Source organism: Lactobacillus hominis DSM 23910 = CRBIP 24.179 (genome assembly GCF_000296835.1).
In the GTDB taxonomy this organism is placed as follows: Bacteria; Bacillota; Bacilli; order Lactobacillales; family Lactobacillaceae; genus Lactobacillus; species Lactobacillus hominis.
In genome coordinates, this window is sequence record NZ_CAKE01000002.1 from 43,430 (window position 1) to 68,238 (window position 24,809).

Here is a 24,809-nt window from a genome sequence, read left to right on the forward strand (position 1 = left end):
TTAAAAAAATATATAAATTATTTTTCTTTATCTGAATCTAAGAAGTAAATCAACGTCTGTAATTCCGTAGCTAAATCTACATTTTGCACCCGAACATCTGCTGGTGCTGATAAACGCAGTGGTGTGAAATTCATAATTCCCTTTATACCTGCTTCAATCATTTCATCAGCTGTCTTTTGTGCAGCACTTTGAGGAACTGATAAAATAGCAATCGTAATTTGCTGTTCTTGCAATTGTTTCTTCATTTCGCTCATATCATATACAGGCACTCCACTCATAATAGTCCCCGTAATTTCAGGATTAATATCAAAAGCAGCTGAAATTCTGATATTATTAGTTCTCTTGAAGTTATAATTAAGTAGCGCATGTCCCATATTACCAACACCAACTAGGGCAACGTTAGTTAAGGTATCTTGATTCAAAATCTTTTTAAAAAAGTTAAGCAAATTCTTAACGTCATAACCATAGCCGCGCTTGCCCAAAGCACCAAAATATGAAAAGTCACGTCTAATTGAAGCTGAATCAACTTGGACAGCTTCTGATAATTCAGTAGATGAAACCTTTTCTTTACCTTCATCATTTAAAAATATTAAATACCGATAATATAGTGGCAATCTTTTGGCAGTTGCCTTGGGAATTTTTATTTCTTCGTTCATCTACATACCCCTTCTCACTTGTGAATGTGAAATCTTTACTAATCAAATCAATAATACGCGTATCATTAAGGAAAAATCAAGTATTATTTTTCACAAATATTCAAAATTAGACTGCTTTTTATTATTTTTCACAATATAGAAGTTATTTTGCCTACAAAAGCCCTATGTTACAATATTTGCTAGGAGAAAATTATTATGATTATTGCACAAGGACAAAATCTAGAACAACGCTTCGGCGCAAATACTATTTTTTCAGGAGTTAGTTTTTCTATTCCTGATAACGCCAGAATTGGTTTAGTTGGGCCTAATGGTGCCGGAAAGACCACCTTATTAAAAATCATGACTGGTCAACAAGAACCAACCCATGGCGAATTTACTATTAATAAAGGCATTAAAGTCGGCTATATTGCTCAGGAAAACGGTCTGGATGAAAATAAGACTATTTGGGATGAAATGCTGACAGTGTTTAATGATTTAATTCAAAAAAATAAAAAGATTACTGCTCTGCAGCAAGAAATTGCTGATCATCCTGAAGATCAAGCCTTGCTCAAGCGCTATGATCAAATGTCTTATGAATTTGAGCAAGAAGGTGGCTTTACTTATCAAGCTGAAATTAAAAGCATTTTAAACGGCTTTAACTTTAAAGAAGCTACCTGGCATAAAGTAATCGGTACTTTGTCCGGCGGTGAAAAAACACGCCTGGCTTTTGTAAAACTGCTTTTGCAAAAGCCACCATTGCTTTTACTTGACGAACCAACCAACTATCTCGATTTAGATACGTTAGATTGGCTAGAAGCATTCTTGAAGAATTATCAAGGCGCAATTGTTACTGTCTCACACGACCAGTACTTCTTAGATCATTTAGCAAATCAAATTTTTGAATTAGATTTTGGTAAGCTGACTACTTTTAAAGGTAATTACACGCAATACACTAAAGAGCGTGAACTGATGAACACCCAACAAGAAGCAGCTTATGAAAAACAGCAAGAACAAATCAAAAAAGATGAAGAATTCATCCAAAAGAATTTGGTTCGTGCTACTACAACTAAGCGTGCTCAAAGTCGACGTAAACGATTAGAAAAAATGGAACGTCTAACACCACCTAAGCATAAGTCAAAAGTTAGAATTCATTTTTCAAGCGATCACCCATCGGGTAAAGAAGTATTAATTCTAAAAGACTTAACTATCGGCTATCCAGATAAAACGATGGTTTCAGATATTGACTTTCAAGTTAACAAAAACGATCGTGTAGCTATCATTGGACCAAATGGTATTGGTAAATCCACCTTATTAAAGACAGTCATGAAGCAGCTTAAGCCCAAATCTGGTTCTATTAAATATGGTGCCAGCTTAGAGATTGGCTATTATGACCAAGAATTACAAGGACTTGATCCCTCTAAGACTGTTTTAGACACAATTTGGGATCGTCACAAGACAATGCCAGAAAAAGACGTGCGTTCAATTTTAGCTAGTTTCTTATTTACTGCTAAAGACATTGATAAAACGGTTGGTCAACTTTCTGGTGGTCAAAAAGCTCGTTTAACTTTAACAGTTTTATCATTAGAACACGACAACTTCTTGCTTATGGATGAGCCAACCAACCACTTGGACATTGAAGCTAAAGAAGTACTCGAAAATGCCTTATCAGATTATGACGGCACTTTGCTCTTTGTTTCTCACGACCGTTACTTCATTAACCAACTAGCTAATAAGATCGTGGTTGTTCAAGATGGTAAAGCAAAGATCTACGAAGGTAATTATTCTTACTATCTTGATGAAAAGACTAAACAAGCACAGATTCAAGAAGCTGTTGCGAAAACTGAAACTACACAAACTTCTAATCCAGTTGAAAATAAAGGTAAGCTTTCTTATCAAGAACAAAAAGCACGTGATTCTCAAAAGCGTAAGTTAGAACGCGCAGTTAGCGATAGCGAAAAAGAAATCGAAGAGCTTGAAAATCAAGAAAAAGAAATTCAAGAAGAAATGGCAAATCCAGATATTGCTGCTTCTTTTGAAAAACTTGGGCCTTTGCAAGAAAAATTATCCGCAGTTCAAGAAAAACTAGATAAAGCTAATGCGGCTTGGGAAAAAGCAATTGATGAATTAGATAATTTTGAATAAAGAAGAAACCTCCAGCACTGATATTACTCAGCGCTGGAGGTTTTTTACTCGTTATTTTTCGTTATTCTTAATTATTATCAACTGCCCTAAAATCATGCACAATTCTGGAAAAAACATTGTTTTAAACGATAAAATGCTAGGTTCTATAAATATTATCAACGTAATCAACAAAAGTGCTGTGGTAATAATTACTACTCCCAGATTAGATTTTTCATAACTACTGGAGGACAATTTTATCCTTTTCAATTTTCCATAAATTAGCATCCCTAAACTAACAATTAAATATAGTGCAATTAACCAAATCAATATTCCAAAAATTATATAATGTCTTCCTCCATAATGACTAGCAAACTATGATATACTTTCCACTTATATTATATACCTTCCATTACTTCTCAAAATATTGTTTAATTTTTCTTTTCGCACTAAAAGCAAATTGAATTTCTTCACCTGAAGGAAAAATAATTAATCTTTTTTTCAAATCAACACGAGCAATATTCTCCATATTAACTAAATATGATTGCGATACTTTGATAAATTTAGGAACTTCATCTTGGACATTTTTAATATCGCCAGTAAATTCTCCAACTTCATTATTAGCCACAATTTTTAATCTATGTGGAAAAGGCGTTGTTGAAATGTAATAAATATCATTAATGTTTATTCGATAAAAACCATTTCCTACTTGGTAAGTAAATAGATCAGCTTGACTTTGACTAAATTCAGTTATTTTAGTACTTGCTTTTTCTAAGTCACGACTAATTTTTGCCTGAATTTTTTCTTCATTATCATTTTTAATAATATAATCAAGAGCCTCAATTTGACGTTCAAATGTTAACAATGCTAATTCATCATGCGTTGTCATAAAAATAATTTGAGCATTTTCTTGTTGATTGCGAATAAAATTAGCAAGTTCAATACCATTGGCATCGTCAGGATTATCGCTTAATTGAATGTCTAAAAAATAAATATCAGCACAATTCGAAGAAAGAGCTTTAATTGCATCATCATAAGAATAAAACTTATCTGTAATTTCATACCTACTATTTTCGTCAGACAAAACAGTGCAAGATTTTTGAATCATTTCAGCCAAATGAGCATTTTGATTTTCGTCATCTTCGCAAATGGCTATTTTATAAGTTCGCATCTTATTCATCCCCTATTATATTCAATTTAAAGATAAACCAGTCTTGTTTCACTTGATAATTAATAAATAAGTTAGGATATTTTGCTCTAATCTGATTTATATTTGATAGTCCCAATCCTTGATGCTTATTTTTAGTGGAATATCCAGCTTGTTGAATTTTAGACACTTCTATGTCATTTGACATCTTATTTTCAATTTCAAAAATAAAAGAGTTCTTATTTTGGAACATATAAGATTTTATTTCAGCAGTAGAATTATTCTCACTTGCTTCAATTGCATTGTCAAAAACAATTCCAATTATTCTACTTAAATCAAACGGATCAATGAACTTATCCAAATTATCAATTACAGTACTGCATTCAAAACTAAACTTGATGTGCTTTTTTTCGATCTCATTTATTTTACTAATGAGCAAACTTTTCATTTGTAGATCTTTAATTCGAGTTAAATTCTTATACTTTTCAAAACTTCCCTGATCAAGCTCTTTTTTGGAATAAGTGTCTAATTTTTCTAAGAGCTTAGAACTATCTTCTTGTGAAGCCAGCGACCGCAAACTTAAAAGCATATTTTGATAATCATGTTTGAAACGACGCAGTTTTTCTTCACTATATTCCAAATTTTTAAGATAGGCTTCAAGATTTTGTTCTCTTTCTTGTTTTAGTTTATTTTTTAGGCTTCGCTTGTATATTTTATTTTGAGCATAAAAAGCATAGATCATAAATAAGAATTGAACAAATAAAAGCATACTGCTAATTAAAATACCAGAAACATCTTGATCAGCTCGCATAATAATTAATCCAATTACATGCAAGGCTGCAAAAGCATAAACTATTAACCCTAATAGTAAATAATTGTTTTCTCGAGTAAACAATTGATAAAGTTTTAATTTTTCTATTGAGACAAGAACTAGGATAAAGTAAATTACAGCAATTGGGACCATATATACAGCAAGTGCTGGTAATAGCATTGCAATTAATCTTAAAAATAGATCTCCTGCATAAGTGAACAAGTTTGCAAATAAAATAGTGCTGATAGTGGTAACTATCCTATTTTTCATACTGTACAAGCAAATAACTATTATCAAAAAGACTAGTTGACTAATTAGAAAATCAGGGATGGCTAAACTAGCTGCCAAAACAATGATAATTTTGATGAGATCTTTTCTTAAACTTAATTTACGCTGGTTTAATCTATAAAAAAGTAATAATTGATATGCATCGAAAAAGAAATACATTAGATAATTGAAAATTGCGAACATTATTAAGCCTAGCTTTCTAAAATAAGTCTTAGAATACCATGTAATAAGCCAACAGAAAAGAGGATGATTGTGAATCATCCTCTTTAATCTTACCATGTACCAAAAGATGGAACATAAGCCCAATTAATATCCATATATATTCTCTTATTTCTATGAGTATTATTGTAATTTTGTAATTGCATGGCCAGCCCCTTATAATACAACGAACCAAATGTTGCAATTTTATATTTAGTGACATGACTAATAAGACCAAGTACATCATTATAATGACTATATTTATTTACGGTATATGCTACTGCTGCATTGGAACTGTAATATGAACGTTGTCCCCACCAGAACCATTTAGCTTGTAATCCTGGTCTAATACTAAATGCACCTTGAATAAACATAGTATACGGATTATATTGAACAATTTCTTTAGTTTCTGGATCAATTAGGAGATTATTACTTTTAATTCCATTATTTATGTTTTTAATTTATTGTTGAGCTAAACGGATTTTATTTACTGAAATATTCGTATTTTCTGGAATATTTAGAACAAATTCATTATTTTTCACATTAACATATTGATCGATCTCACTTATATCATTTTGCGATAAACTATTATCACTAACTTGTTGGCTAGATTGTGGAACCGTTGCTGCTTGAACATGGTTTACATTAATAATTGCAAAAGCTAAGGTTGCAGCACCAAGTAAAACATATTTTTTAATCTTCATTATTTTAACTTCCTTTTCTTAACTAAAAATACAATCAAAAATATCAATCCCAAAACAAGACTATAAAAACTTACAGCATACATCGCTAAATCCCAATTATCTTTTGATAAATAAACCGAAAGAAAGTTAATTAAGGCAAGTCCCATAAAGGCAATTGCTAAAACAAGCCAAATTCTTTCAGGATGATTTTTACTTATCAATAATCCAATAATAATGAGTGCGGCAATTACAATTAAATCTATCATCATTTTGTTCGACCTCCATTTTTGATTTCGTAAGTAGTATATCTGCTTTAGATTTCTTATTTCATTAACTTCAAATTCGTTAATTATCTATTCAAATTCATACAAAAAACTCCAGTGCCAACAAAATCAGCACTGGAGCTTTAATTTTTAATCTAATCCACACTTTTTGAAAATATCATCCACATGACGCAAGTGATAATGATAATCAAATGCATCATCAATATCTTCTTTAGAGAGATAATTCATAATTTCGCTATTTTCCACAAGTGGCCGGAATTGCTTTTGTTCATTCCAAGACTTAGCAGTTAGCTTTTGCACCATATCATATGCTTTTTCACGTGATAATCCTGCTTCATCAATTAACTTAAGCAATACTCTTTGTGAATAAATCAAACCATAAGTCCGATCCATATTCTTGAGCATTGTTTCTGGGAATACATCTAAGTTAGTCAAAATTCGATTGAAGCGGTGAAGCATATAATCAATTGCAATTGTTGTGTCTGGCAAAATCACACGCTCAGCACTTGAATGAGAAATATCGCGCTCATGCCATAAAGCAACATCTTCATAAGCAGTCACAATATGTCCGCGAACTACCCGAGCCATTCCGCATAAATTCTCTGATCCAATTGGATTACGCTTGTGCGGCATTGCAGATGAACCTTTTTGACCTGCTCTAAAGTGTTCTTCAACTTCATGAATTTCACTACGTTGCAGGCCTCGAATTTCTGTTGCCCAATTTTCGATGCTAGTTGCAATTAAAGCAAGCATCGCAATATATTCTGCATGCAAATCTCTAGGCAAAACTTGACTAGTAATTGGCTGCTGAGTTAAGCCTAATTGTTTCATCACGCTCGTTTCAACAGCTGGTGGAACATTGGCAAACGTTCCAACGGCACCGGAAATCTTACCAGATTCAACGCCTTTAGCAGCATGTTCAAAACGTTCAATATCACGGTTAATTTCGGCATACCAGCGAGCAAGCTTTAAGCCAAAAGTAGTTGGTTCTGCTTGAACGCCATGAGTGCGTCCCATTTCAACCGTATATTTATATTTCTTAGCTTTTTCGGCAATCGTCTTTTTTAATTCATGCAAGTCTTTTCTGATGATTTCATCGGCTTGCTTAAGCAATACGCCTTGAGCAGTATCAACTACATCTGTTGAAGTAAGACCAAAGTGAACCCACTTTTTTTCTTCGCCCAAACTTTCAGAAACAGTCCGTGTAAAAGCAACCACATCATGGTGCGTTACTTGTTCAAGTTCTGCTACGCGCTCAGCAGTAAAGGATGCATTTTTAGCAATTTTTTCAGCATCTTGTTTTGGCACTTCACCAAGCTCTGCCCAAGCATTTGTTGCTGCAATTTCAACTTTCAACCAAGCTGAATATTTATTTTCATCTGTCCAAACTTTGCCCATTTCTGGACGAGTATAACGCTCTAACATAAATTACATTTCCCATGGATTTCTTAAAACAATAGTTTGCTCTCTATCAGGACCTACAGAAACGGTTACCAAAGGAAGCCCTGTCACTTCTTCAATTCGAGCTAAAAACTTTTTCGCATTTTCTGGCAAGTCTTCATATTTCTTAACTTGAGTAATATCTTCATCCCAAGCTGGTAATTCTTCATAAACAGGCTTACAGCGATATAATTCTTTCAAACTAGCTGGGTAATAATCGATCTTTTCGCCATCTAATTCATAAGCAGTTGCAATCTTAACTGAATCAAAGCCTGAGAAAATATCAAGCAAGTTCAAACTTAAGCCGTTAATACCAGCAACGCGTTTTGCATGACGTAAAGCAACAGAGTCAAACCAGCCAACTCTACGTGGACGGCCAGTTACAGTACCATATTCATGAGCAGTTTCACGAATGCGATCGCCTACTTCATCTAATAGTTCAGTAGGAAATGGACCAGCACCAACGCGAGTAGTATAAGCTTTACATACGCCAATCACAGTATTCAAGCGATTAGCACCCATACCGATACCAGAAGCAATACCACCAGAAATAGTATTCGATGAGGTAACAAATGGATAAGTTCCTTCGTCAATATCAAGCATCACGCCCTGAGCACCTTCAAACAATACTTTTTCATCGTTATCAAGAGCATCGTTAACTAAAACAGAAGTATCAGTAACGTATTTCTTCATCTTTTGACCGTATTCATAATACTTGTCAAAAATATCTTCAAACTTCAATGCAGGCTTACCATAAACCTTAGTGAATAATTCGTTTTTAACTTTTAAATTAGCACGTAATTTTTCTTCAAAAGTATCTTTTTCAAGTAAATCGCAAACGCGGATACCAATTCTTGAAGCCTTATCCATATAAGTTGGTCCAATACCATTCTTAGTAGTACCAATCTTGTTAGCACCTTTAGCTTCTTCTTGATATTCATCTTGCTTGATATCATAAGGCATAATGATGTGAGCACGATTAGAAATTCTCAACTTGCTAGTATCAATACCATTTTTTTCCAAGTTATCTAATTCTTCAAACATAACTTCTGGATTGATAACTACACCATTACCAATAACTGCACCTTTGGAAGCAGCAAAAATACCTGATGGAATTAAACGCATCTTGAAATCTTTACCATCAATTTCGATAGTATGTCCGGCGTTATTCCCACCATTTGAACGGACTGCCATAGTAGCGTCTTTACTTAAAAAGTCAGTAATCTTTCCTTTACCTTCGTCGCCCCATTGGCTACCTACAACTGCAACTGCTGTCATTTAAGTTCACCTCATAAAAAATTAAAAATCTCAAAACCGAAATCTAGTTTAACAATCGAAAATAATTAAGTCAATCGTTTTCCGAACGTTTTAAATATTTATTCAAAATAAAGTTCAACTTTCATCTTGACTTTTAATATTTTTACCCGTATATTAGCCTGTGTGATTTACAAATAGCGAGGTATTTAATTTGAGTAACTATTTTAGTATGGAAGCATTTGACTACGACGATATCCAATTAGTTCCTAACAAATGTATCATTAAAAGCCGTAAAGAAGCCGATACAAGCGTTAAATTTGGAAACCGAACATTTAAGATTCCTGTTGTTCCCGCAAATATGGAGAGCGTTATTGATGAAAAGCTAGCTATTTGGCTTGCTGAAAATGATTATTACTATGTAATGCATCGTTTTTATCCAGAAAAAAGAGCCAATTTTATCAAGATGATGCATGATAAAGGCTTATTTGCATCAATTTCCGTGGGAATTAAAGATAGCGAATACGATTTTATCGACCAACTAGCTAAAGAAAACCTGGTTCCTGAATACATTACAATTGATGTGGCTCACGGTCATTCAAATTTTGTAATTAAGATGATCAAATACATTAAAGATAAATTACCCGATTCCTTTTTAACTGCAGGTAATATTGCTACTCCTGAAGCTGTACGTGAATTAGAAAATGCTGGAGCCGATGCTACCAAAGTCGGTGTAGGACCTGGCCGAGCTTGCATTACTAAATTAAAAACAGGTTTTGGAACTGGTGGCTGGCAATTAGCAGCTTTAAGAATGTGCTCCAAAGCAGCCAGCAAGCCTTTAATTGCTGATGGCGGAATTCGTCATAATGGCGATATTGCTAAATCAGTTCGATTTGGCGCAAGCATGGTGATGATCGGCTCGCTTTTTGCTGGTCATGAAGAATCTCCTGGCAATATTATCAAGATTGACGGTAAAACTTACAAACAATACTGGGGCTCTGCTTCTGAGGTCCAAAAAGGTGCTTATCGCAACGTTGAAGGAAAACAAATGCTAGTTCCTTATCGTGGCTCTATTAAAGATACCTTACAAGAAATGCAAGAAGATTTACAATCTTCAATTTCTTACGCTGGAGGCAAAGACTTAAACGCAATTCGTTTAGTCGATTATGTAATTGTAAAATCCTCAATCATGGATGGCGATAAATAGATAAACAAAAAATCTCACTGTCAAATTTTCAAGCAGTGAGATTTTTTGTTGATTTCAGTTAAAAGTTGGCAATAACTCTAAAGAATGCAAACAGCAATGCATACGCAATTGCCAATGCTGCGCTGTAAATAACAGCACCATAAAATGGATCGTGCATTACTGGTTCGTCATCAGGATTGCCACGTAAAGCTACTACAAATGAGCCTAAGCTAAATAAACTACCAAATAAAATGAATAAGTTATAGCCAGCACTAATAATTCCTGAATTTACTGTAAATAATAAGCAAATAAAGGCAATTACAGCAACTATAGTATTGCAGTTGCTTGCTTGAGTAACACGATTTACATAGTGCCAGAAACCTTTTACTGTACCAAATATAAATAAATGTCCGACCATTGAACATAAAATGGTAACTACTTGGAATAAAAGTAAGATAATAATTAAGTCAAATACCAAGTTCGTTACTTGAGCACCAAACAAGCCAAATAGATGGATTCCAAAAAATGCATTTGCAAAAGAAGATCCCGCTATTGCCATTCCGATAAATAATAATGCGTCTTCCCAAAGCAAAGTTACAATTCCATACCATGGGGCAGCTCCACCTTCACTATTCATTGGATAACGCCATGATCTGTAGATCCATCTCCAATAACCAATTGACTCTTGCTCATCTTTATTTAAACTAACGTCGCTTACATCTTGTCCACAATTTGAACAAAACTTTGCATCTGCAGACATTTTCTGCCCGCACTTTGGACATTCTTTCATTTTGCTTACCTCCTCATTAGTCTCGTAACATGCATCTTTATTATACCAACCAGCAAAGTAAACAATAAGTATTAGCACTCAGAGAAAAAATAAAGCTAGCGAATACTAGCTTTATTTTTTAATTTAACATACTTTGTGCATAAGGTAATTCTAACGAAGGATCTGCATTTAAATGTTCATCGCTAAATTTGCCTGCATTATACAAATTATAAGCGGCAGCACCAATCATTGCTGCATTATCACCACACAATTTTAAGTCTGGTAAAATTACTTTTGGCTTAATGTCAGAAGGCAATTTTTCAATTTCTTCAGCTAAACGATCACGCAAACCATGGTTAGCAGCTACCCCACCACCTAAAATAAAGGTCTTAGGCTTATACTGCTTAATGGCTCTCATTGTCTTATGACTCAATACATCAACAACAGAAGCTTGAAAACTAGCAGCTAAATCATATTTATTCAGCTTTTCATGAATTTGATCTGCATGGTGGCAAGTGTTGATAAAAGCACTCTTTAATCCGGAAAATGAAAAGTCATAGTCATCATCTTCCATCATTGCTCTTGGAAAATGGAAAGTATCCTTCCCCTTATGTGCCCATTCATCAATGGTCTTACCAGCAGGATAATTAACGCCTAGTACTCGGCCGATTTTATCATAAGCTTCTCCTGCAGCATCATCACGAGTATCGCCAATAATTTCAAAATGGATTGGATCATGCATTAAAACAATTTCAGTATGACCACCGGATACTTGCAAAGCTAATGCTGGGTATTCAATTTCATCTTTAAGTTGGGCAGCCATAATATGGCCCATAATATGGTCGACTCCAATTAAAGGAATTCCTGTTGCCATAGAAGCAGCTTTTGCAGCACTAACTCCAATTAAAAGCGCACCAACTAATCCTGGACCATAAGTTACGGCAATGGCATCAATATCTTTCCAGCTTGCTTTGGCTTGCTCAAGAGCTTGTTTAGTAATTTGCGTAATTACTTCAATATGGTGACGACTAGCTACTTCTGGGACTACTCCACCAAAGCGTTGGTGCGATTTGATTTGAGTAGCTACTACTAAACTTTCAATTTCACGTCCATTTTTAATGACGGCAGTTGAGGTTTCGTCACATGAACTTTCAAAAGCTAAAATTCGAATATCTTTTTTTGTCACTTTATAATTTCCTTCTTTTTAATATCGGACAATTTCAAAATCATGCTTAAAGCATCCGCATGTTCAGAGATATAATAATTTCTTCTTACAAAATTAGGCTCAAAACCCAATTTTTTATAAACTCCCTTGGCTTGCTCATTATCAGTACGTACTTCTAATGTCATTTGAACAGCATTATTTTTTCGCGCTAAATCAATCATTAACTTCAATAAAAACGTACCAATACCCTGATGTTGATAAGCGGGCTTTACTGCAATATTAGTGATATGGCCTTCTTGAGCTTGCATGCGCATCCCAATAAAAGCTACCAAAGTAGAACCTTCATAAACCACTAAATAAATCGAATTAGTATGTTTTTGCAATTCGTTTTTAAACGAAAACTTATTCCACGGGGTTCTACCTGAATAAACTTCTTGCTCTAAAACAAGCAAATCAGAAATATTTTCATCGCTTGCTTTCATCACTTGCAAGGTTTGACCGTTTAGCCTCATTGCAAATGGTGAAAAAGATAAGTCAATTTTATCTGGATGAAAAAAGTAACTAAACTTCTTCCACATAATCGCTATCAGGTCCATAAGCTTTTCCTGTCTTCTTATGCCAATCTAACTCAGCTTGCGTTCTGCGCAAATATTTTGGAATCATTTCATCAGGATCCATAGGTTGAGCATCAAGTGCTAATAAGCCGATATTTTTAGCACTAACTTGATTTACATCTTTAGCCTGCATAAAATTATCGTTTCCTAACAAATCGCTGATTTCTTGACGATATTTGTCGATATCGCTACCTACAAAAATTAACTTGTGCACGGAGGCTACTTGCTTAGCTTTTTTAATTAGTTCATCAAGATGATAGTGACCATCTTCAACCAGATTCTTAACTTCGCCGTTTTCTTTAACATAAATGCCAGCAAAGAAGTTCTTATTTCTGGCATCTAATTCGGCAACAATCACGCCATCTGCCTGTACGCCTTGAGCTAAAGCTGCTAAAGTAGAAACGCCAACTAATTCTTTATTTAAAATTGAACTAAACATCTTCGCAGTTGTAATTCCAATTCTTAAACCAGTATACGAGCCTGGACCTTGAGCTACTGCAAACCTATCAATATCGTTTAAAGTTAAATTATTATCTTTTAAAATTTGACTAATCATAGGATCCAAATGTTCGCTATGATTTCTTTGATCTTCCTCATTTTTTTCAGCGATTAACTTATTATCTTCGCTGATAGCAACACTTAAATGATTAGTTGCTGTTGTCATACTTAAGATCTTCATTAAGATGTTCCTTCTACAAATAAAATTACTTTTTTATTTTAACACGTTGTAAGGCTTTTAAGACGATATAGATCACAATCATCTGAATCCAGGGAACAATTAATTCTTTTAAGATTCTAGATAAAAAGGCGGCTTTTAAATTTAATCCATACAATAAATGAAGCCAGTATGTATTAAGTAAGACATTAACTAATGCTGTTACTAGCAATGTTGAAACAATTATTCGCCAAATTTTAATTGGTTGTTTATAAAAAAAGATGCCGTAAATTAAAGCTCCTAGCATTGCTGAAAGAGTAAAGCCAGGGAAAAATCCCCCTTCAACGCCAAAAGCTGTCGACATTAAAATGTCGCTAACGCCGGCTCCAATGCTGCCCCAGACTGGGCCAAAATAATAGCCTAGCATAGTTAAGCCAATAAACCCAAGCCCCACTTTTAAATAAGCGGGACCAAATTGAATTTTTTGCAAAACAATATTTATTGCAATTAATAAGGCAAGGATGACTAAATCTTGTAAATTTAATCTTAATTTAGTTTCACTCATTGGAATCACACTTTCTAAAAAAGCATGACCCAAGTCATGCTATATTACTTATTCTTCCATTTTAATTCCGCCAAAGCACAAATATCTGATTCGTGCGAGATTAGATGATATGAAATCAAATTATCTTGATCTAATTTTAACTTAGATTGAGCTATTTGACCATACTTTACTTCCTTTTTAAAAGTAATATTGATTGCAGTAAGTTCATGACTATTTAAAAAGTCGCGGTCTAAACTATCTATAATCCAATCAAAATACCGACTATTAGTTAGATGATGGTTTGTGTCCAGATCATAATATCTTACGCGATACGGATTTTCTGTATCATATTGTGATAACTTACGTAGACGTTTAAAGTGGGGCATTTTAGATAGTTTTTGATTATCAAATGCTTTCATTAAATCTTCATTTGCTTCGACAATCTTACGCTTTTTTAAATCTAAGATAACCCACTGGCTTTTAACATCAATAATTTGATTATCATCTTCATCAAAAGCGCCAAAATCGCGATACTCAAAAAAACGATTATAGCCACTGGCATTTGTAGTAAAAGTTATCTTTTCACCAGCTTTAGGCAAGCGCCTGATATCAAATTCATAATCAACAACTACCCAGCCTAATCCTTTTTTCAAAAAATCGCTAATGCCAGCCCCACCAGCTGACAATTGCTTATTGGACGTTTCCATCATGAAGTTAACCAATGATGGCAGCTTTAAGGTTCCATTTTCATCAGTATCGCTATAATTAATTAACTTTTCTTGTCGATAAATTGCCATAATTCGCCTCAGTTTTGATGATACTTATCGTAAAGTTCATTTTTGGAAACATTATTTTCTTTAGCCACTTTTTTAATAGCATCTTTTTTGCTAATATCTTGGTCAACCAATTCATTTACTTGATCAATTAGTTCAGACCAAGACAAAGTTTTCTCCTGTTCAGTATTAGGAGAAACTAAAATTACAAATTCACCCCGTGGATCATTTTCTGCAAAATAATCTTGCACTTCTTCAATACTTCCACGAATAAATTCTTCATGAATCTTAGTTAATTCTCGAGCACATACAATTTGCCGATTTCTAGCAATATATTTAGATAATGTTTTTAAAGTCTTTTTCAGACGGTGAGGTGCTTCATAGAAAATAGACGTTGCACTGCTTTGTGCCATCTTTTCAAAAAATTCCCCTTGCTCGCTGCTTTTTCTTGGCAAAAAACCGTAGTAAGTAAATGGCTGCGCATCAAAACCTGACGCAATTAATGCTGTCGCAAAAGCAGATGGTCCCGGAAGTGGAACAACAGGAATATCATTCTTAATGCATTCTTGCACCAAAATATAACCTGGATCAGAAATCACTGGCATCCCTGCATCGGAAATTTCTGCAATATCTTTACCGGACCGCAAAATTTTAATTAATTCTGGCGCCCTTTGCTTAGAATTATACTTATGAAAAGAAATCATATGGTTATGAACGCCAATTTTTTCTAGCAAAATACCACTAGTTCGCGTATCTTCTGCTGCAATATAGTCAGCTTCAGTTAAAATACGTTTTGCTCTTAAAGTGATATCTTCTAAATTTCCAATTGGAGTTGGAACTAAATATAAATGACCAACTTTATCTTGTTTAAAACTACGCTGTATCTGCATGATTATTTCCTTTGTGGCTTTTGACCATGGTTTACAAAATTATCTAAAATGTCCAAGCAAAACATACAATCTTCACCCGCATCACGATGAGAACCATAGTACATATTGCAAATATGATATCCAGAGTTATAGATATTTCTAAGAGATTTTAGACCAGCTTGCGATTTTCCAGCAGGATTTTCACTCTTTTTATCTAATTTAGCGATCTTTTCTCTCAGCAATTGATTTTCAACTTTTAATTCCGTGTTTTCTTTTAAGATATCTAGCATATCATTTTCTAAGCCAGACACAGTCTTGGTCATTGCTTTTAAGCTTTGTTGTAATTGTGATAATTGTGAAAATGGATCCACTGAAGCCACCTACTTGCTATTAAAAATTCAAAACTAAATAATCTAAACAATTTATAAAACTAACATTACTCGTCTGCATCTTATCGCATTGGATTAATAAATCTAACAAATGCGACACTTGCTGAACATTATTATGTTGATCGAGATCTTGAAGACATAAACTTTTTAGCCAGTAAAAAACAAACTTTTGCTTAGCTAGACTTGCTGATTGCGCTAAATGGTATGCTCTAACTAAGGCTAAATCATTATGTTCAAAGAGTTCTTGATAAAGATATTTTACTTCTTGTTCGAGAGAATCAGTATTTCCTAATTCTTCAATCTCATCAGCAGTTAGTCCATATTCAAGTAACGCACTTTTAAGCGAGTCAATTTTTTCATTCTCAAAACTGATAATCTGAGTTCTAGAACGAACAGTTGGTAAAATTTGATTTTCATTATTAGTAATCAAAATAGTTACAACTGGCGCAACTGGCTCTTCCAGTAAGTTCAAAAGAGCGTTATTAGCAGCTAAAGTTAATTTTTCGGCATCTTTAATAAAGAAAAAACGTCTATTTCCTTCAACAGGACTTTTAGACAGTTCCTGCTTTAAGGGACGCACCTGATCAATTGATAAAGTTTTTTTACCATCTGAATCGACCAAAAAAACATCTGGATGATTGCCGCTTAAAATTCTTTGACATTCATTGCAAGTTCCATCTGGTTTGTTTTCACCAGTGCAATTAAACAAACATGCTAGCCAATAAGCAGTCGCAATACCTTTAACTTGCATTGGATCTACAAATAAATATGAATGGGCTATTTTTTTATGAAGAAAGGCATCTTTTAAAAACTCAGTTTGCTCTTTACCCGCATTTTTAAAATCAATCATTAGAAATGCTCAAATGCCTCTACTGGCAATACAAAGACGGTTGCTCCACCGACGGTAACTTTCACTGGTTGGCTGATCATCGAAGTGCCTGCTGCATCCATATTCATATTCGGTGATACGTATTGCTCGCGGGTATGAGACGACTTTTTAATAATTGAGATTACATCATCAACTTTTTCATCATCAATACCAATGATAAAAGTAGTGTTTCCTTCTCTTAAAAAGCCGCCGCTAGTAGCTAATTTAGTAGCCCGTACGCCTTTTTGAACAAATTCTCTAGCTAATGCACTAGCGTCTTTATCTTGTACAATCGCAAGAATTAATTTCATATACTCATATCCTTACTTAAAAATCTCTGGCAATTGTTTTCTTATTATTTTAACACTTTGCTCAACTACATCAGAAATTGGAGCACTGGCATCAACAACTTTGATCCTGTCAGGATATTTCTTAAGAATCTGTTGATAGCCACGATAAACCTTTTCATGAAAGGCAAGCTTTTCCTGCTCTAAACGATCCTCATTATCCGGACGCAACTTCTCGATCCTGGCTAAACCCTGGGCTGGATCAATATCAAAAAACAAAGTCAAATCAGGCGTTAAATGATCTGTCGCAAAATCATTAATCATCTGAACTTCATTGATTCCTAATTCTCTACCCACTCCTTGATAAGCTAGGGAGCTATCAATATAACGATCAGAAAAAACAATTTTATTTTCTTTTAAAGCTGGACGAATAACTTCGTTAACATGTTGACCACGCTGGGCTGCATAAAGCAAAGCTTCAGTACGATCATCCATTTCCTTATTATTAGGATCTAAAATAATATCTCTAATTGTCTCAGAGATCTTAGAACCACCTGGTTCACGCGTGACAATTACGGGATGCTTTACCTCATTGGGAAAAGTCTTCATAATCTCATTAATAATTGTTGTCTTGCCAGCTCCATCTGGACCTTCAAAAGTAATTAAATATCCGCTCATTTTTTTCCTCCAAATGGAATTGTACTGTAAACTAAAAATTAAAAACAGTCTTGTATTTTTCCTTAAGATAAAGTTTACAAAAAATGGCCCACCAAAGATGGGCACATTTTATTGTGTAATTACGCTATCTGAGCTACTAGATTTTGTGTTTCTCCGACGAGCTTCTTCATAAAGAAAATTATATTTTGCTTGCAGAATTTTATTAGCGATTCGATTATCGTCGGAATAATCGACTGTTGTTTGATCAAACATTTTTTGGTTAGCTAATTGTTTTTGCAAGCGAGAAATTACATCAATTAGCATTTCATCGCCGATTTTTTTGACTTTGTTTTTATGTCCAATCATAATGTTGTTCTCCCTTGCACAGCTCTTTTAAGAGTAATTGCATTAGCATATTCAATATCACTACCAACAGCTAACCCTGCAGCTAAGCGTGAAACTTTAATACCAGCTGGTTTAATCAACTTGCTAATATACATTGCTGTTGATTCACCTTCAGGAGTTGAATTTAAAGCTAAGATGATCTCTTTTACATCATCATTTTTTTGCAAACGAGTAATCAAACTCTTGATATTAATTTCTTCAGGTCCGACCCCATCCATCGGTGATAATACTCCACCAAGAACGTGATATAAGCCGTTATATTCGCCCATTTCTTCAAATGCCATGACATCTTTAGGCTGCTCAACAACCATAATCGTTGATTGATCTCGTTCAGGATTACGGCAAATTTCACAAGGGTCGCTTTCAGTTATATTGCCACAAATTGAGCAAGCATGTAGATCGCTTTTAACCTGCATTAAAGACTTAGAAAAATCGCTAACATCTTCTTGTGGCATATCAAGAGTATAAAAAGCTAGCCTTGTAGCTGTTTTTTCGCCGATTCCCGGCAATTTCATATAACTTTCAATTAAACGTGCAATTGGTAATGGATATTGCATTTTACATCAAACCTTTAGTATATTTTCCCATTGAAGCTTGAGTAGCTTGTTCTACTTCATTAATTCCTTTATTAACAGCATCGATAACTAAATCTTGTAACATATCTGGATCATCAGGATCAATAGCTTCTTTATCAATCTTTAAATCTTTTAATTTACGATCGCCACTAAAAGTAGCAATTACTAAATCATCTGCAGATTTGCCAACGAATTCTTGCGTAGATAAATTAGCTTGTTCTTGTTCCATTTGTTTTTGCATTTTTTTAGCTTGCTTAATTAAATTTTGCATGTTTCCCATGCCCATACCGCCAAAATTAGGTCTTTTACTCATTTTGAAATTCTCCCTATTCATCCTTAATTGTAACTAAATCGCCAAAAAGTTCCTTTGCTTTATCCACAACTTGCTTTTTTTGCTCTTTAGTTACGTTATTATCTGCGTCTTTTTTAGCCTCTTGCTCTTTATGATCTATTTTTTGTAATTTTTTAGCAAGTAATTCTTCTTTATGGCTAGCCACAAAGTCTTTTCTAACTTGGAGCCATGAAGAATCAGCTACTAACACAATATCATAATTATGCTTAGTTAGCGTCGCAATTTTAGCTTCTAATTCATTAATTAGCGCATTATCTTTATTTGCTCGCTCAAACCATAATTCATACTTACATTTTAAAACAACTTGCTTGCTGCTAGCAGCTACAGGCTCTAAAACTTCTAAAACTGCTCTTTGCGAAACCGCCAATGTCGAAAGTAAATCTGGCCAAATATCCTTAATTGTCGCAATATCTTGCTTAGTAGCGTTTTCTAAGACGTGATATACCTGCTTACGGTTGCTATCTTGGCTAACTTTAGAATTATTAAGCTTTCTTTTTATTGCTTTAGGCTTTTCTTCAGTCTGAGTATTTGTATCAGCTTTTTGGTTTGGCTGACTATTAAATTTAAAGTCACCTTTAATTTTGCCTGAAAAGTTAGCGGTTTGCGATCCTACTTGAGTATTTGACTTAAGCAGATTATCGAGTTTTGTTTGTAAATCTAAGATCTGCTTTTTTAAATCAGTAATTTCACGACTGTCCACGCTTGAAGTAGCACTGTTATTAGAAGCTTGCGCTACTGGCGCATCTTGGCTTGTTTTAACAACAAATACGTCTAAAGGAATTTGCTGCTGGTTAGTATATCGCAGGTCGTTTAAAGCTTGATTGGCCAAATCAACTATTTGTGAAAGCTTATTAACAGCAATACCTTTAATTTTATCTTGATAATTTTCAGTGAAAAAAGTCTGCGCAGTATCGCCTTTTAAAGCCATCATTACTTTCACGCTTAAAGCGATGATTTCATCTAAAATGTTTTTACTAGAAGCGCCATTATCAAGCAATTCTTTGACAGTTTTAAGAGCAACGTCAGATTTTTGGTTAGCTAAATCAAGCAATAAATTTTCTATTTTTTCTTGATCAGCAAAACCGGTAATCTTCAATGCATCTTCGTATTTAATTTTATCTTGGTCATAAGACAAAATCTGATCTAAGATGCTGAGTGCATCTCTCATACCACCATCAGCTACTTGAGCAATAATGTCTAAAGCTTTTGGCTCAAATTCAACGCCTTCTTGATTCAAAATATAAGTCATACGACTAACTAGATCTTGACTATCAATTCTTTTGAAAGTGTAGCGCTGCGTTCTTGAAATAATAGTAGCCGGAACTTTTTGTAATTCTGTTGTTGCCAAAATAAAGACTACGTGCTCTGGTGGCTCTTCTAGAGTCTTTAAAAGCGCATTGAAAGCTCCCATTGAGAGCATATGTACTTCGTCGATGATATAGACTTTATATTTTCCTTGAGTTGGAGCATATTTAACTTTATCCCGAATCTCACGAATCTCATCAACGCCGTTATTTGAAGCGGCATCAATTTCAATGATGTCGTTTAATGAACCTTGATCAGCAGCTTTACAGTTGGCACATTCATTACATGGCTCGCCATCTTGCAGATTAGTACAGTTCAATGCTTTTGCAAAAATCTTAGCACAGGAGGTTTTACCTGTTCCACGAGGACCTGCAAATAAAAAGGCATGAGAAATCTTTTGACGCTTAATCGCATTTTTTAAAGTATCCGTGATCGCTTCTTGTCCCACTACCGCATCAAAAGTTCGTGGTCGCCACTTACGATAAAGTGCTTGATAAGCCATTTTTATCTCCTTAGTAAAAAAAACTCCTAACTCCTTAGAAGAGTTAAGAGTTATGTTTAATTTCTCAAAAAAAGGCACATGCCCAAGCAACCTTAGTGCTGCTACCTTCCGGTCCTGACACGATTCAGAAGAAGGACATTGCCCGATAAAAATTTTACCATATTTATGCGGTGCATTCAACATTCATAATGTATTATCACGAATGCATTATCCATTATCTTTTTCTTGAGAACTTAACTTTTGCTCTTTTTGCTTTTCTCTTATTTGCCTAAAAAAACTTTTCAACATCTCGGCAGCTTGATCTTTATATAAACCTCCAAAAACCTGAGGATGATGATTAAACTTTTCCACTGTGAATAAATTTACAACGCTGCCTGCTGCTCCTGCTTTTGGATCAAAAGCACCATAATAAACTTCTTTAACGCGTGAATTGATAATTGCTCCCGCACACATTGAACATGGCTCAAGCGTCACGAATAAGCTGCAATCTACTAAGCGCCATGAATTCATTTTATGACAAGCCTGGCGAATCGCGATTAGTTCAGCATGCTGAGTTGAATCTTCATCTAATTCTCTGCGATTATAGCCTTTTCCAATCACATTACCGCTATTATCTACAACAATTGCACCAATTGGAACTTCGCCTTGATCTTGTGCAAGATGCGCTTGTTCAAAAGCTAGCTTCATGTATTTTTCTTTTTGATCTTTAGTTAACATGCAATTCCTTTCTTAAAGAAAATAATTACCTCTATTTTAGAAAAAAATAAAAGCCAGTACCAGACTGACTTTTACTTATTATTCAAATTTATATTTAAGATCTCTTTTTTAAAGTATAAGATTGGATAAAATACCAAGCTGAACCAGCAAAATAAATCAATGCTAAACCAGTTGCACCAAAAACTTTATTACCATTAACTGCTACTAAAACTAAGCTGACTGTAGCAATCAAAACAACAAGCGTCAAAATAATATTAATAACTTTCATAATAAGGCTTCTTTCAATTCATTCCTCTACTGTTACCGCTTACATTATAACATTAGTTACTAATATTTTCTATATTTACGCTTTTCAATATAGCATTAATATATATGAATACAATACCAATATATCATTTTCTACTAGCTAAAATATAATATCCCTTATCGCGCGCTAAAATTTCACATTCACTATACACTTGCGTCATTAATTTCTTGGCACTTGGAGCGCCTTGCTTTTTCTGAATTACTACTAACACTAAGCCGTCATCAACCAAATGATCTTTTGCTTTAACAATAATTTCGTCGACAACTTTTTTACCTGCTCGAATTGGTGGATTAGTTAAAACTAAACCAAACTTTTTATCCACTTGTGCATAAATATTTGATTGGCGGATATTCACATTATCAATATTGTTTAGCTGTGCATTTCTTCTAGCCAATTCTAATGCACGTTCATTAACATCGACCATTTCCACTTCTTGATCAGGCCAAAATTTGGCAGCAAATAGGCCAATTGGGCCATACCCTGTTCCAACATCAAGAATACCCTCTTTAGGAAAAGTTTGGTCCTTCATGGCCTTAATTAAAACACCTGAACCATAATCTACTCGCATCTTAGAAAATACGCCGGCATCGGTATAAAACTTCACATCAACCCCATCAATGCGATAATCAATTAAGTGCTCATCATGTTTACTATTTGGATTGCTGGCAAAATACATTTGATTTTTTTCATTTGTCATTTTTATCACCTTACTTTTCCCTAAACATTATATATATTTTACTTTCACTTTTTTAGTTTTATAATAAGAGGGAGTTAATTAATTAGGAGAAGTTTTTTATGGACATATCTATTCCAATTTTTATTGTATTAATTGTAGCAGGAGTAATTTCTCTACTGATCGGTTTTAATATTAAAGGTAAAGGCAAAGTATTTGGTCAAAAACTTGAAACTAGCAAGCAAACCTGGGCTAGATTTTGGATTACTTGTGGTTGGGTAATTATTGTTCTTTCCGCTGTTTACTTTATCTTTGCAATTGTTTTGCGCCTTTACATGCACTTATACTAAAATTCATGGACTGCAGTTTGCAGTCCTTATTTTTTTGACTTAATCCAGCTTCGAAATTTATTCCACTGGGTAGGCTTTTGATTTTTACTCTTTAAATTATCGATTTCATCTTGCATATTTTTCGTTTGCTTCATTAGCAGTTCGTTTTGTTTTTCTAGATTGTCTAATTTTTCCAAGATAAGTTCAATATTGTCATGATCTCGCAAGATATTTTTACCAGCATTACGCCGCATTAAATAGGCTGTCAAGGAACTCGTAACCATCCCCATGACGCCTACTCCGACCAAAATCATAACTAGAATAACTATTTTCCCAATTAAAGATTCTGGAGTAATTGTGTCTTTAGAAATATCACTAAAACCGACCGTACTTGCAGTCGTAATCGCCCACCAAAAGGCCTTATCTAGTGAAACATGCTCAGTAATTGAAATTGCGACAGAGCCCAGCATCAAAAAAGTGATACTAAAATACAAAATATACAAAATACCGCCGGTATTTAATAATTCATGCAATTTTCCAATTAAACCGGCTAGTCTAATTAAACGCAATAAACGGAAATATAAACCTATATCTCCCATCTTCGTTAACTGCATCCAATTAAATACTAGACCGACAGGAATTATAGCTAGTAAATCAAAAATATGATTTTTAACGAAATCTTTTTTATTTTTTGCTTGATAAAATCGATAGAAATAATCAATAGCAAAAACAATCAAAATGATATTATTCAGCCAAAACCAACTAGAATTCGATTGATTGATATTTAATAATCCTGCAAAATCCAGCACGATTAAAACAATATCCATAATGGCTAAAATTGCCATTATAATTTTATATGCTTTATCTTTCTTCATATTCTCCATAACTTCATTCTAAGGGTTAATGATACTTAGAATCAACTATTTATAACATGGGCAAAATAAAAACCCCTAAGCATAGCTTAGAGGTTTTATTATTAGGACCTATAACTATTTAACAGTTACAGTAGCACCAACTTCTTCAAGTTTAGCCTTGATGTCGTTAGCTTCGTCTTCAGAAACGCCTTCCTTAACGTTCTTAGGAGCACCATCAACAAGGTCCTTTGAGTCCTTAAGGCCAAGGCCAGTGATGTCACGTACAACCTTGATAACCTTAACTTTTTCTTGACCAACGTCAGTTAATTCAACGTCAAATTCAGTCTTAGCAGCACCTGCATCACCTGCACCTGCAGCAGCAACTGGAGCAGCAGCTGAAACGCCAAATTCATCTTCGATAGCTTTAACTAAGTCGTTCAATTCAAGAATTGATGCACCTTTTAAAGCTTCAATAATCTTATCAGTATCTAAAGCCATTATAAGTTTCCTCCAAAAATATATTTATTAAAATTAAACGAAATATTATTATTCGTCTTTAGAATCAGCAACAGCCTTAACAGCATATGCCACGTTGCGAACAGGTGCTTGCAATACAGAAAGAAGCATTGAAAGTAAGCCTTCGCGACCTGGAATAGAAGCAAGCTTCTTGATTTCGTCTTGGCTGGCAACCTTACCTTCGAGCATACCACCTTTAATTGATAATGCATCGATATCATCTTCGTATTTAGAAACAATACGAGCTGGTTCAGTAATGTCATCTGCATCAGCAGTGTAAACTACAGCAGTAGGACCTACAAAAGTATCATCTAAACCTTCGATACCAGCTTTTTCAGCAGCACGTCTTAAGTAAGTATTCTTGATAACCTTCATCTTAACGTTAGAATCACGAAGATCTTTACGTAAGTTAGTAACTTCTTCAACAGTTAAACCTAAGTAATCAATAACTAAAATAGCTTTAGCTTCCTTAAGTTCTTCAGCGAAGTCGGCAACAAGTTTTTCTTTAGCAGCAATAGCAGCTTTACTCAATGAATTCACCTCCAAATTTAATTATTCAGATAAATTCTATCTGCCGAAATTAAAAACCCCACGCCAAAAAGACGTGGAGTTGTATAACTCTTTGTTTTTCTGGCCTCGG

General features: G+C 34.3%; 32 protein-coding genes, 1 other RNA gene and 1 other annotated feature (1 of these 34 cut by a window edge). Of the genes, 3 read left to right on the forward strand and 30 right to left on the reverse strand.

Annotated features, from left to right (window positions below; all coding sequences use genetic code 11):
• Positions 1 to 17: 17 nt before the first annotated feature.
• Positions 18 to 656 carry a redox-sensing transcriptional repressor Rex gene (locus BN55_RS01295; protein WP_008469775.1) on the reverse strand — a complete coding sequence of 213 codons (639 nt, stop codon included), beginning with the start codon at positions 654 to 656 and terminating at the stop codon, positions 18 to 20.
• Positions 657 to 851: 195 nt separating this feature from the next.
• Between BN55_RS01295 and BN55_RS01300 the strand changes: the two genes are divergently transcribed.
• Complete coding sequence (locus tag BN55_RS01300; RefSeq protein WP_008469777.1) at positions 852 to 2,777, forward strand: ABC-F family ATP-binding cassette domain-containing protein; 1,926 nt, start codon at positions 852 to 854, stop codon at positions 2,775 to 2,777.
• A 388-nt stretch (positions 2,778 to 3,165) separates the two neighbouring features.
• On the opposite strand, the gene BN55_RS01305 is transcribed toward BN55_RS01300, so the two are convergent.
• The 7 genes from BN55_RS01305 to BN55_RS01335 all read right to left on the reverse strand — a co-directional run bounded on the left by BN55_RS01305 (position 3,166) and on the right by BN55_RS01335 (position 8,882).
• Positions 3,166 to 3,924 carry a LytR/AlgR family response regulator transcription factor gene (locus BN55_RS01305; protein ID WP_040469106.1) on the reverse strand — a complete coding sequence of 253 codons (759 nt, stop codon included), beginning with the start codon at positions 3,922 to 3,924 and terminating at the stop codon, positions 3,166 to 3,168.
• Position 3,925: 1 nt separating this feature from the next.
• Positions 3,926 to 5,182 carry a sensor histidine kinase gene (locus BN55_RS01310; protein ID WP_040469150.1) on the reverse strand — a complete coding sequence of 419 codons (1,257 nt, stop codon included), beginning with the start codon at positions 5,180 to 5,182 and terminating at the stop codon, positions 3,926 to 3,928.
• Between the two features lie 89 nt (positions 5,183 to 5,271).
• Positions 5,272 to 5,571, reverse strand: coding sequence for a hypothetical protein (locus BN55_RS01315; RefSeq protein WP_008469781.1), 300 nt, complete (start codon positions 5,569 to 5,571; stop codon positions 5,272 to 5,274).
• An 87-nt stretch (positions 5,572 to 5,658) separates the two neighbouring features.
• The gene (locus tag BN55_RS01320) at positions 5,659 to 5,901 is read right to left on the reverse strand and encodes a hypothetical protein (RefSeq protein WP_008469782.1); all 243 of its coding nucleotides are present in this window, start codon (positions 5,899 to 5,901) and stop codon (positions 5,659 to 5,661) included.
• A complete protein-coding gene (locus BN55_RS01325; RefSeq protein WP_008469783.1) occupies positions 5,901 to 6,149 on the reverse strand; it encodes a hypothetical protein in 249 nt (82 codons plus the stop codon). Before BN55_RS01325 ends, BN55_RS01320 begins: the two co-directional genes overlap by 1 nt.
• A gap of 144 nt (positions 6,150 to 6,293) precedes the next feature.
• A complete protein-coding gene (gene purB, locus BN55_RS01330; RefSeq protein ID WP_008469784.1) occupies positions 6,294 to 7,589 on the reverse strand; it encodes an adenylosuccinate lyase in 1,296 nt (431 codons plus the stop codon).
• Between the two features lie 3 nt (positions 7,590 to 7,592).
• Positions 7,593 to 8,882 (reverse strand): adenylosuccinate synthase, encoded by a 1,290-nt coding sequence (locus tag BN55_RS01335; RefSeq protein ID WP_008469785.1) that lies wholly within the window; start codon positions 8,880 to 8,882, stop codon positions 7,593 to 7,595.
• Between the two features lie 190 nt (positions 8,883 to 9,072).
• On the opposite strand from BN55_RS01335, the gene BN55_RS01340 reads away from it, so the two are divergent.
• The gene (locus BN55_RS01340; RefSeq protein ID WP_008469787.1) at positions 9,073 to 10,065 is read left to right on the forward strand and encodes a GMP reductase; all 993 of its coding nucleotides are present in this window, start codon (positions 9,073 to 9,075) and stop codon (positions 10,063 to 10,065) included.
• Positions 10,066 to 10,123: 58 nt separating this feature from the next.
• Here the strand turns inward: BN55_RS01340 and BN55_RS01345 are convergent, their stop codons facing one another.
• The 19 genes from BN55_RS01345 to BN55_RS01425 all read right to left on the reverse strand — a co-directional run bounded on the left by BN55_RS01345 (position 10,124) and on the right by BN55_RS01425 (position 22,494).
• Positions 10,124 to 10,834: a zinc-ribbon domain-containing protein gene (locus BN55_RS01345; RefSeq protein WP_008469789.1), complete on the reverse strand. Its 711-nt coding sequence runs from the start codon at positions 10,832 to 10,834 to the stop codon at positions 10,124 to 10,126.
• 118 nt (positions 10,835 to 10,952) lie between these two features.
• Positions 10,953 to 11,999 carry a tRNA (adenosine(37)-N6)-threonylcarbamoyltransferase complex transferase subunit TsaD gene (tsaD, locus tag BN55_RS01350; protein ID WP_008469790.1) on the reverse strand — a complete coding sequence of 349 codons (1,047 nt, stop codon included), beginning with the start codon at positions 11,997 to 11,999 and terminating at the stop codon, positions 10,953 to 10,955.
• A complete protein-coding gene (gene rimI / locus BN55_RS01355) occupies positions 11,996 to 12,556 on the reverse strand; it encodes a ribosomal protein S18-alanine N-acetyltransferase (protein WP_040469108.1) in 561 nt (186 codons plus the stop codon). Before rimI ends, tsaD begins: the two co-directional genes overlap by 4 nt.
• Complete coding sequence (gene tsaB / locus BN55_RS01360; RefSeq protein ID WP_008469793.1) at positions 12,540 to 13,271, reverse strand: tRNA (adenosine(37)-N6)-threonylcarbamoyltransferase complex dimerization subunit type 1 TsaB; 732 nt, start codon at positions 13,269 to 13,271, stop codon at positions 12,540 to 12,542. The genes rimI and tsaB overlap by 17 nt, the downstream gene beginning before the upstream one ends.
• A gap of 25 nt (positions 13,272 to 13,296) precedes the next feature.
• Entirely contained in the window at positions 13,297 to 13,812 is a 516-nt protein-coding gene (locus BN55_RS01365) for a folate family ECF transporter S component (RefSeq protein ID WP_040469153.1), read from the reverse strand.
• 44 nt (positions 13,813 to 13,856) lie between these two features.
• Positions 13,857 to 14,588, reverse strand: a complete 732-nt coding sequence (locus BN55_RS01370; RefSeq protein WP_008469795.1) for an acyl-[acyl-carrier-protein] thioesterase — start codon at positions 14,586 to 14,588, stop codon at positions 13,857 to 13,859.
• Positions 14,589 to 14,596: 8 nt separating this feature from the next.
• Positions 14,597 to 15,454 (reverse strand): 16S rRNA (cytidine(1402)-2'-O)-methyltransferase, encoded by an 858-nt coding sequence (gene rsmI, locus BN55_RS01375; RefSeq protein WP_008469796.1) that lies wholly within the window; start codon positions 15,452 to 15,454, stop codon positions 14,597 to 14,599.
• Positions 15,455 to 15,456: 2 nt separating this feature from the next.
• Positions 15,457 to 15,804: a DNA replication initiation control protein YabA gene (yabA, locus tag BN55_RS01380; RefSeq protein ID WP_008469797.1), complete on the reverse strand. Its 348-nt coding sequence runs from the start codon at positions 15,802 to 15,804 to the stop codon at positions 15,457 to 15,459.
• A 19-nt stretch (positions 15,805 to 15,823) separates the two neighbouring features.
• The gene (locus BN55_RS01385) at positions 15,824 to 16,672 is read right to left on the reverse strand and encodes a DNA polymerase III subunit delta (RefSeq protein WP_008469798.1); all 849 of its coding nucleotides are present in this window, start codon (positions 16,670 to 16,672) and stop codon (positions 15,824 to 15,826) included.
• On the reverse strand, positions 16,672 to 17,001 hold the full coding sequence (locus BN55_RS01390; protein ID WP_008469800.1) for a cyclic-di-AMP receptor: 330 nt from the start codon (positions 16,999 to 17,001) through the stop codon (positions 16,672 to 16,674). The genes BN55_RS01385 and BN55_RS01390 overlap by 1 nt, the downstream gene beginning before the upstream one ends.
• A 12-nt stretch (positions 17,002 to 17,013) precedes the next feature.
• Positions 17,014 to 17,655 (reverse strand): dTMP kinase, encoded by a 642-nt coding sequence (gene tmk, locus BN55_RS01395; RefSeq protein WP_008469802.1) that lies wholly within the window; start codon positions 17,653 to 17,655, stop codon positions 17,014 to 17,016.
• Between the two features lie 108 nt (positions 17,656 to 17,763).
• Positions 17,764 to 18,000, reverse strand: coding sequence for a YaaL family protein (locus BN55_RS01400; RefSeq protein WP_008469803.1), 237 nt, complete (start codon positions 17,998 to 18,000; stop codon positions 17,764 to 17,766).
• Entirely contained in the window at positions 17,997 to 18,596 is a 600-nt protein-coding gene (recR, locus tag BN55_RS01405) for a recombination mediator RecR (protein WP_008469804.1), read from the reverse strand. The genes BN55_RS01400 and recR overlap by 4 nt, the downstream gene beginning before the upstream one ends.
• 1 nt (position 18,597) lies before the next feature.
• The gene (locus BN55_RS01410; RefSeq protein ID WP_008469805.1) at positions 18,598 to 18,927 is read right to left on the reverse strand and encodes a YbaB/EbfC family nucleoid-associated protein; all 330 of its coding nucleotides are present in this window, start codon (positions 18,925 to 18,927) and stop codon (positions 18,598 to 18,600) included.
• 13 nt (positions 18,928 to 18,940) lie between these two features.
• Positions 18,941 to 20,773 carry a DNA polymerase III subunit gamma/tau gene (gene dnaX, locus BN55_RS01415; protein ID WP_008469806.1) on the reverse strand — a complete coding sequence of 611 codons (1,833 nt, stop codon included), beginning with the start codon at positions 20,771 to 20,773 and terminating at the stop codon, positions 18,941 to 18,943.
• A 56-nt stretch (positions 20,774 to 20,829) separates the two neighbouring features.
• Positions 20,830 to 20,928: signal recognition particle sRNA small type (ffs, locus tag BN55_RS09680), an RNA gene on the reverse strand.
• A 52-nt stretch (positions 20,929 to 20,980) separates the two neighbouring features.
• Complete coding sequence (tadA, locus tag BN55_RS01420) at positions 20,981 to 21,490, reverse strand: tRNA adenosine(34) deaminase TadA (protein ID WP_008469807.1); 510 nt, start codon at positions 21,488 to 21,490, stop codon at positions 20,981 to 20,983.
• Between the two features lie 94 nt (positions 21,491 to 21,584).
• Positions 21,585 to 21,758 carry a hypothetical protein gene (locus BN55_RS09905; RefSeq protein WP_008469808.1) on the reverse strand — a complete coding sequence of 58 codons (174 nt, stop codon included), beginning with the start codon at positions 21,756 to 21,758 and terminating at the stop codon, positions 21,585 to 21,587.
• Between the two features lie 124 nt (positions 21,759 to 21,882).
• Positions 21,883 to 22,494: a class I SAM-dependent methyltransferase gene (locus tag BN55_RS01425; protein ID WP_008469810.1), complete on the reverse strand. Its 612-nt coding sequence runs from the start codon at positions 22,492 to 22,494 to the stop codon at positions 21,883 to 21,885.
• Positions 22,495 to 22,592: 98 nt separating this feature from the next.
• On the opposite strand from BN55_RS01425, the gene BN55_RS01430 reads away from it, so the two are divergent.
• Complete coding sequence (locus BN55_RS01430; RefSeq protein ID WP_008469812.1) at positions 22,593 to 22,820, forward strand: hypothetical protein; 228 nt, start codon at positions 22,593 to 22,595, stop codon at positions 22,818 to 22,820.
• Between the two features lie 26 nt (positions 22,821 to 22,846).
• Here the strand turns inward: BN55_RS01430 and BN55_RS01435 are convergent, their stop codons facing one another.
• From BN55_RS01435 to rplJ, 3 genes are all read right to left on the reverse strand, one after another.
• The gene (locus tag BN55_RS01435) at positions 22,847 to 23,674 is read right to left on the reverse strand and encodes an ion transporter (RefSeq protein ID WP_008469813.1); all 828 of its coding nucleotides are present in this window, start codon (positions 23,672 to 23,674) and stop codon (positions 22,847 to 22,849) included.
• Positions 23,675 to 23,788: 114 nt separating this feature from the next.
• On the reverse strand, positions 23,789 to 24,151 hold the full coding sequence (rplL, locus tag BN55_RS01440; RefSeq protein WP_008469814.1) for a 50S ribosomal protein L7/L12: 363 nt from the start codon (positions 24,149 to 24,151) through the stop codon (positions 23,789 to 23,791).
• A 48-nt stretch (positions 24,152 to 24,199) separates the two neighbouring features.
• A complete protein-coding gene (gene rplJ, locus BN55_RS01445) occupies positions 24,200 to 24,700 on the reverse strand; it encodes a 50S ribosomal protein L10 (protein WP_008469815.1) in 501 nt (166 codons plus the stop codon).
• 40 nt (positions 24,701 to 24,740) lie between these two features.
• Positions 24,741 to 24,809: a sequence feature (ribosomal protein L10 leader region), on the reverse strand; it runs 54 nt beyond the window's last position.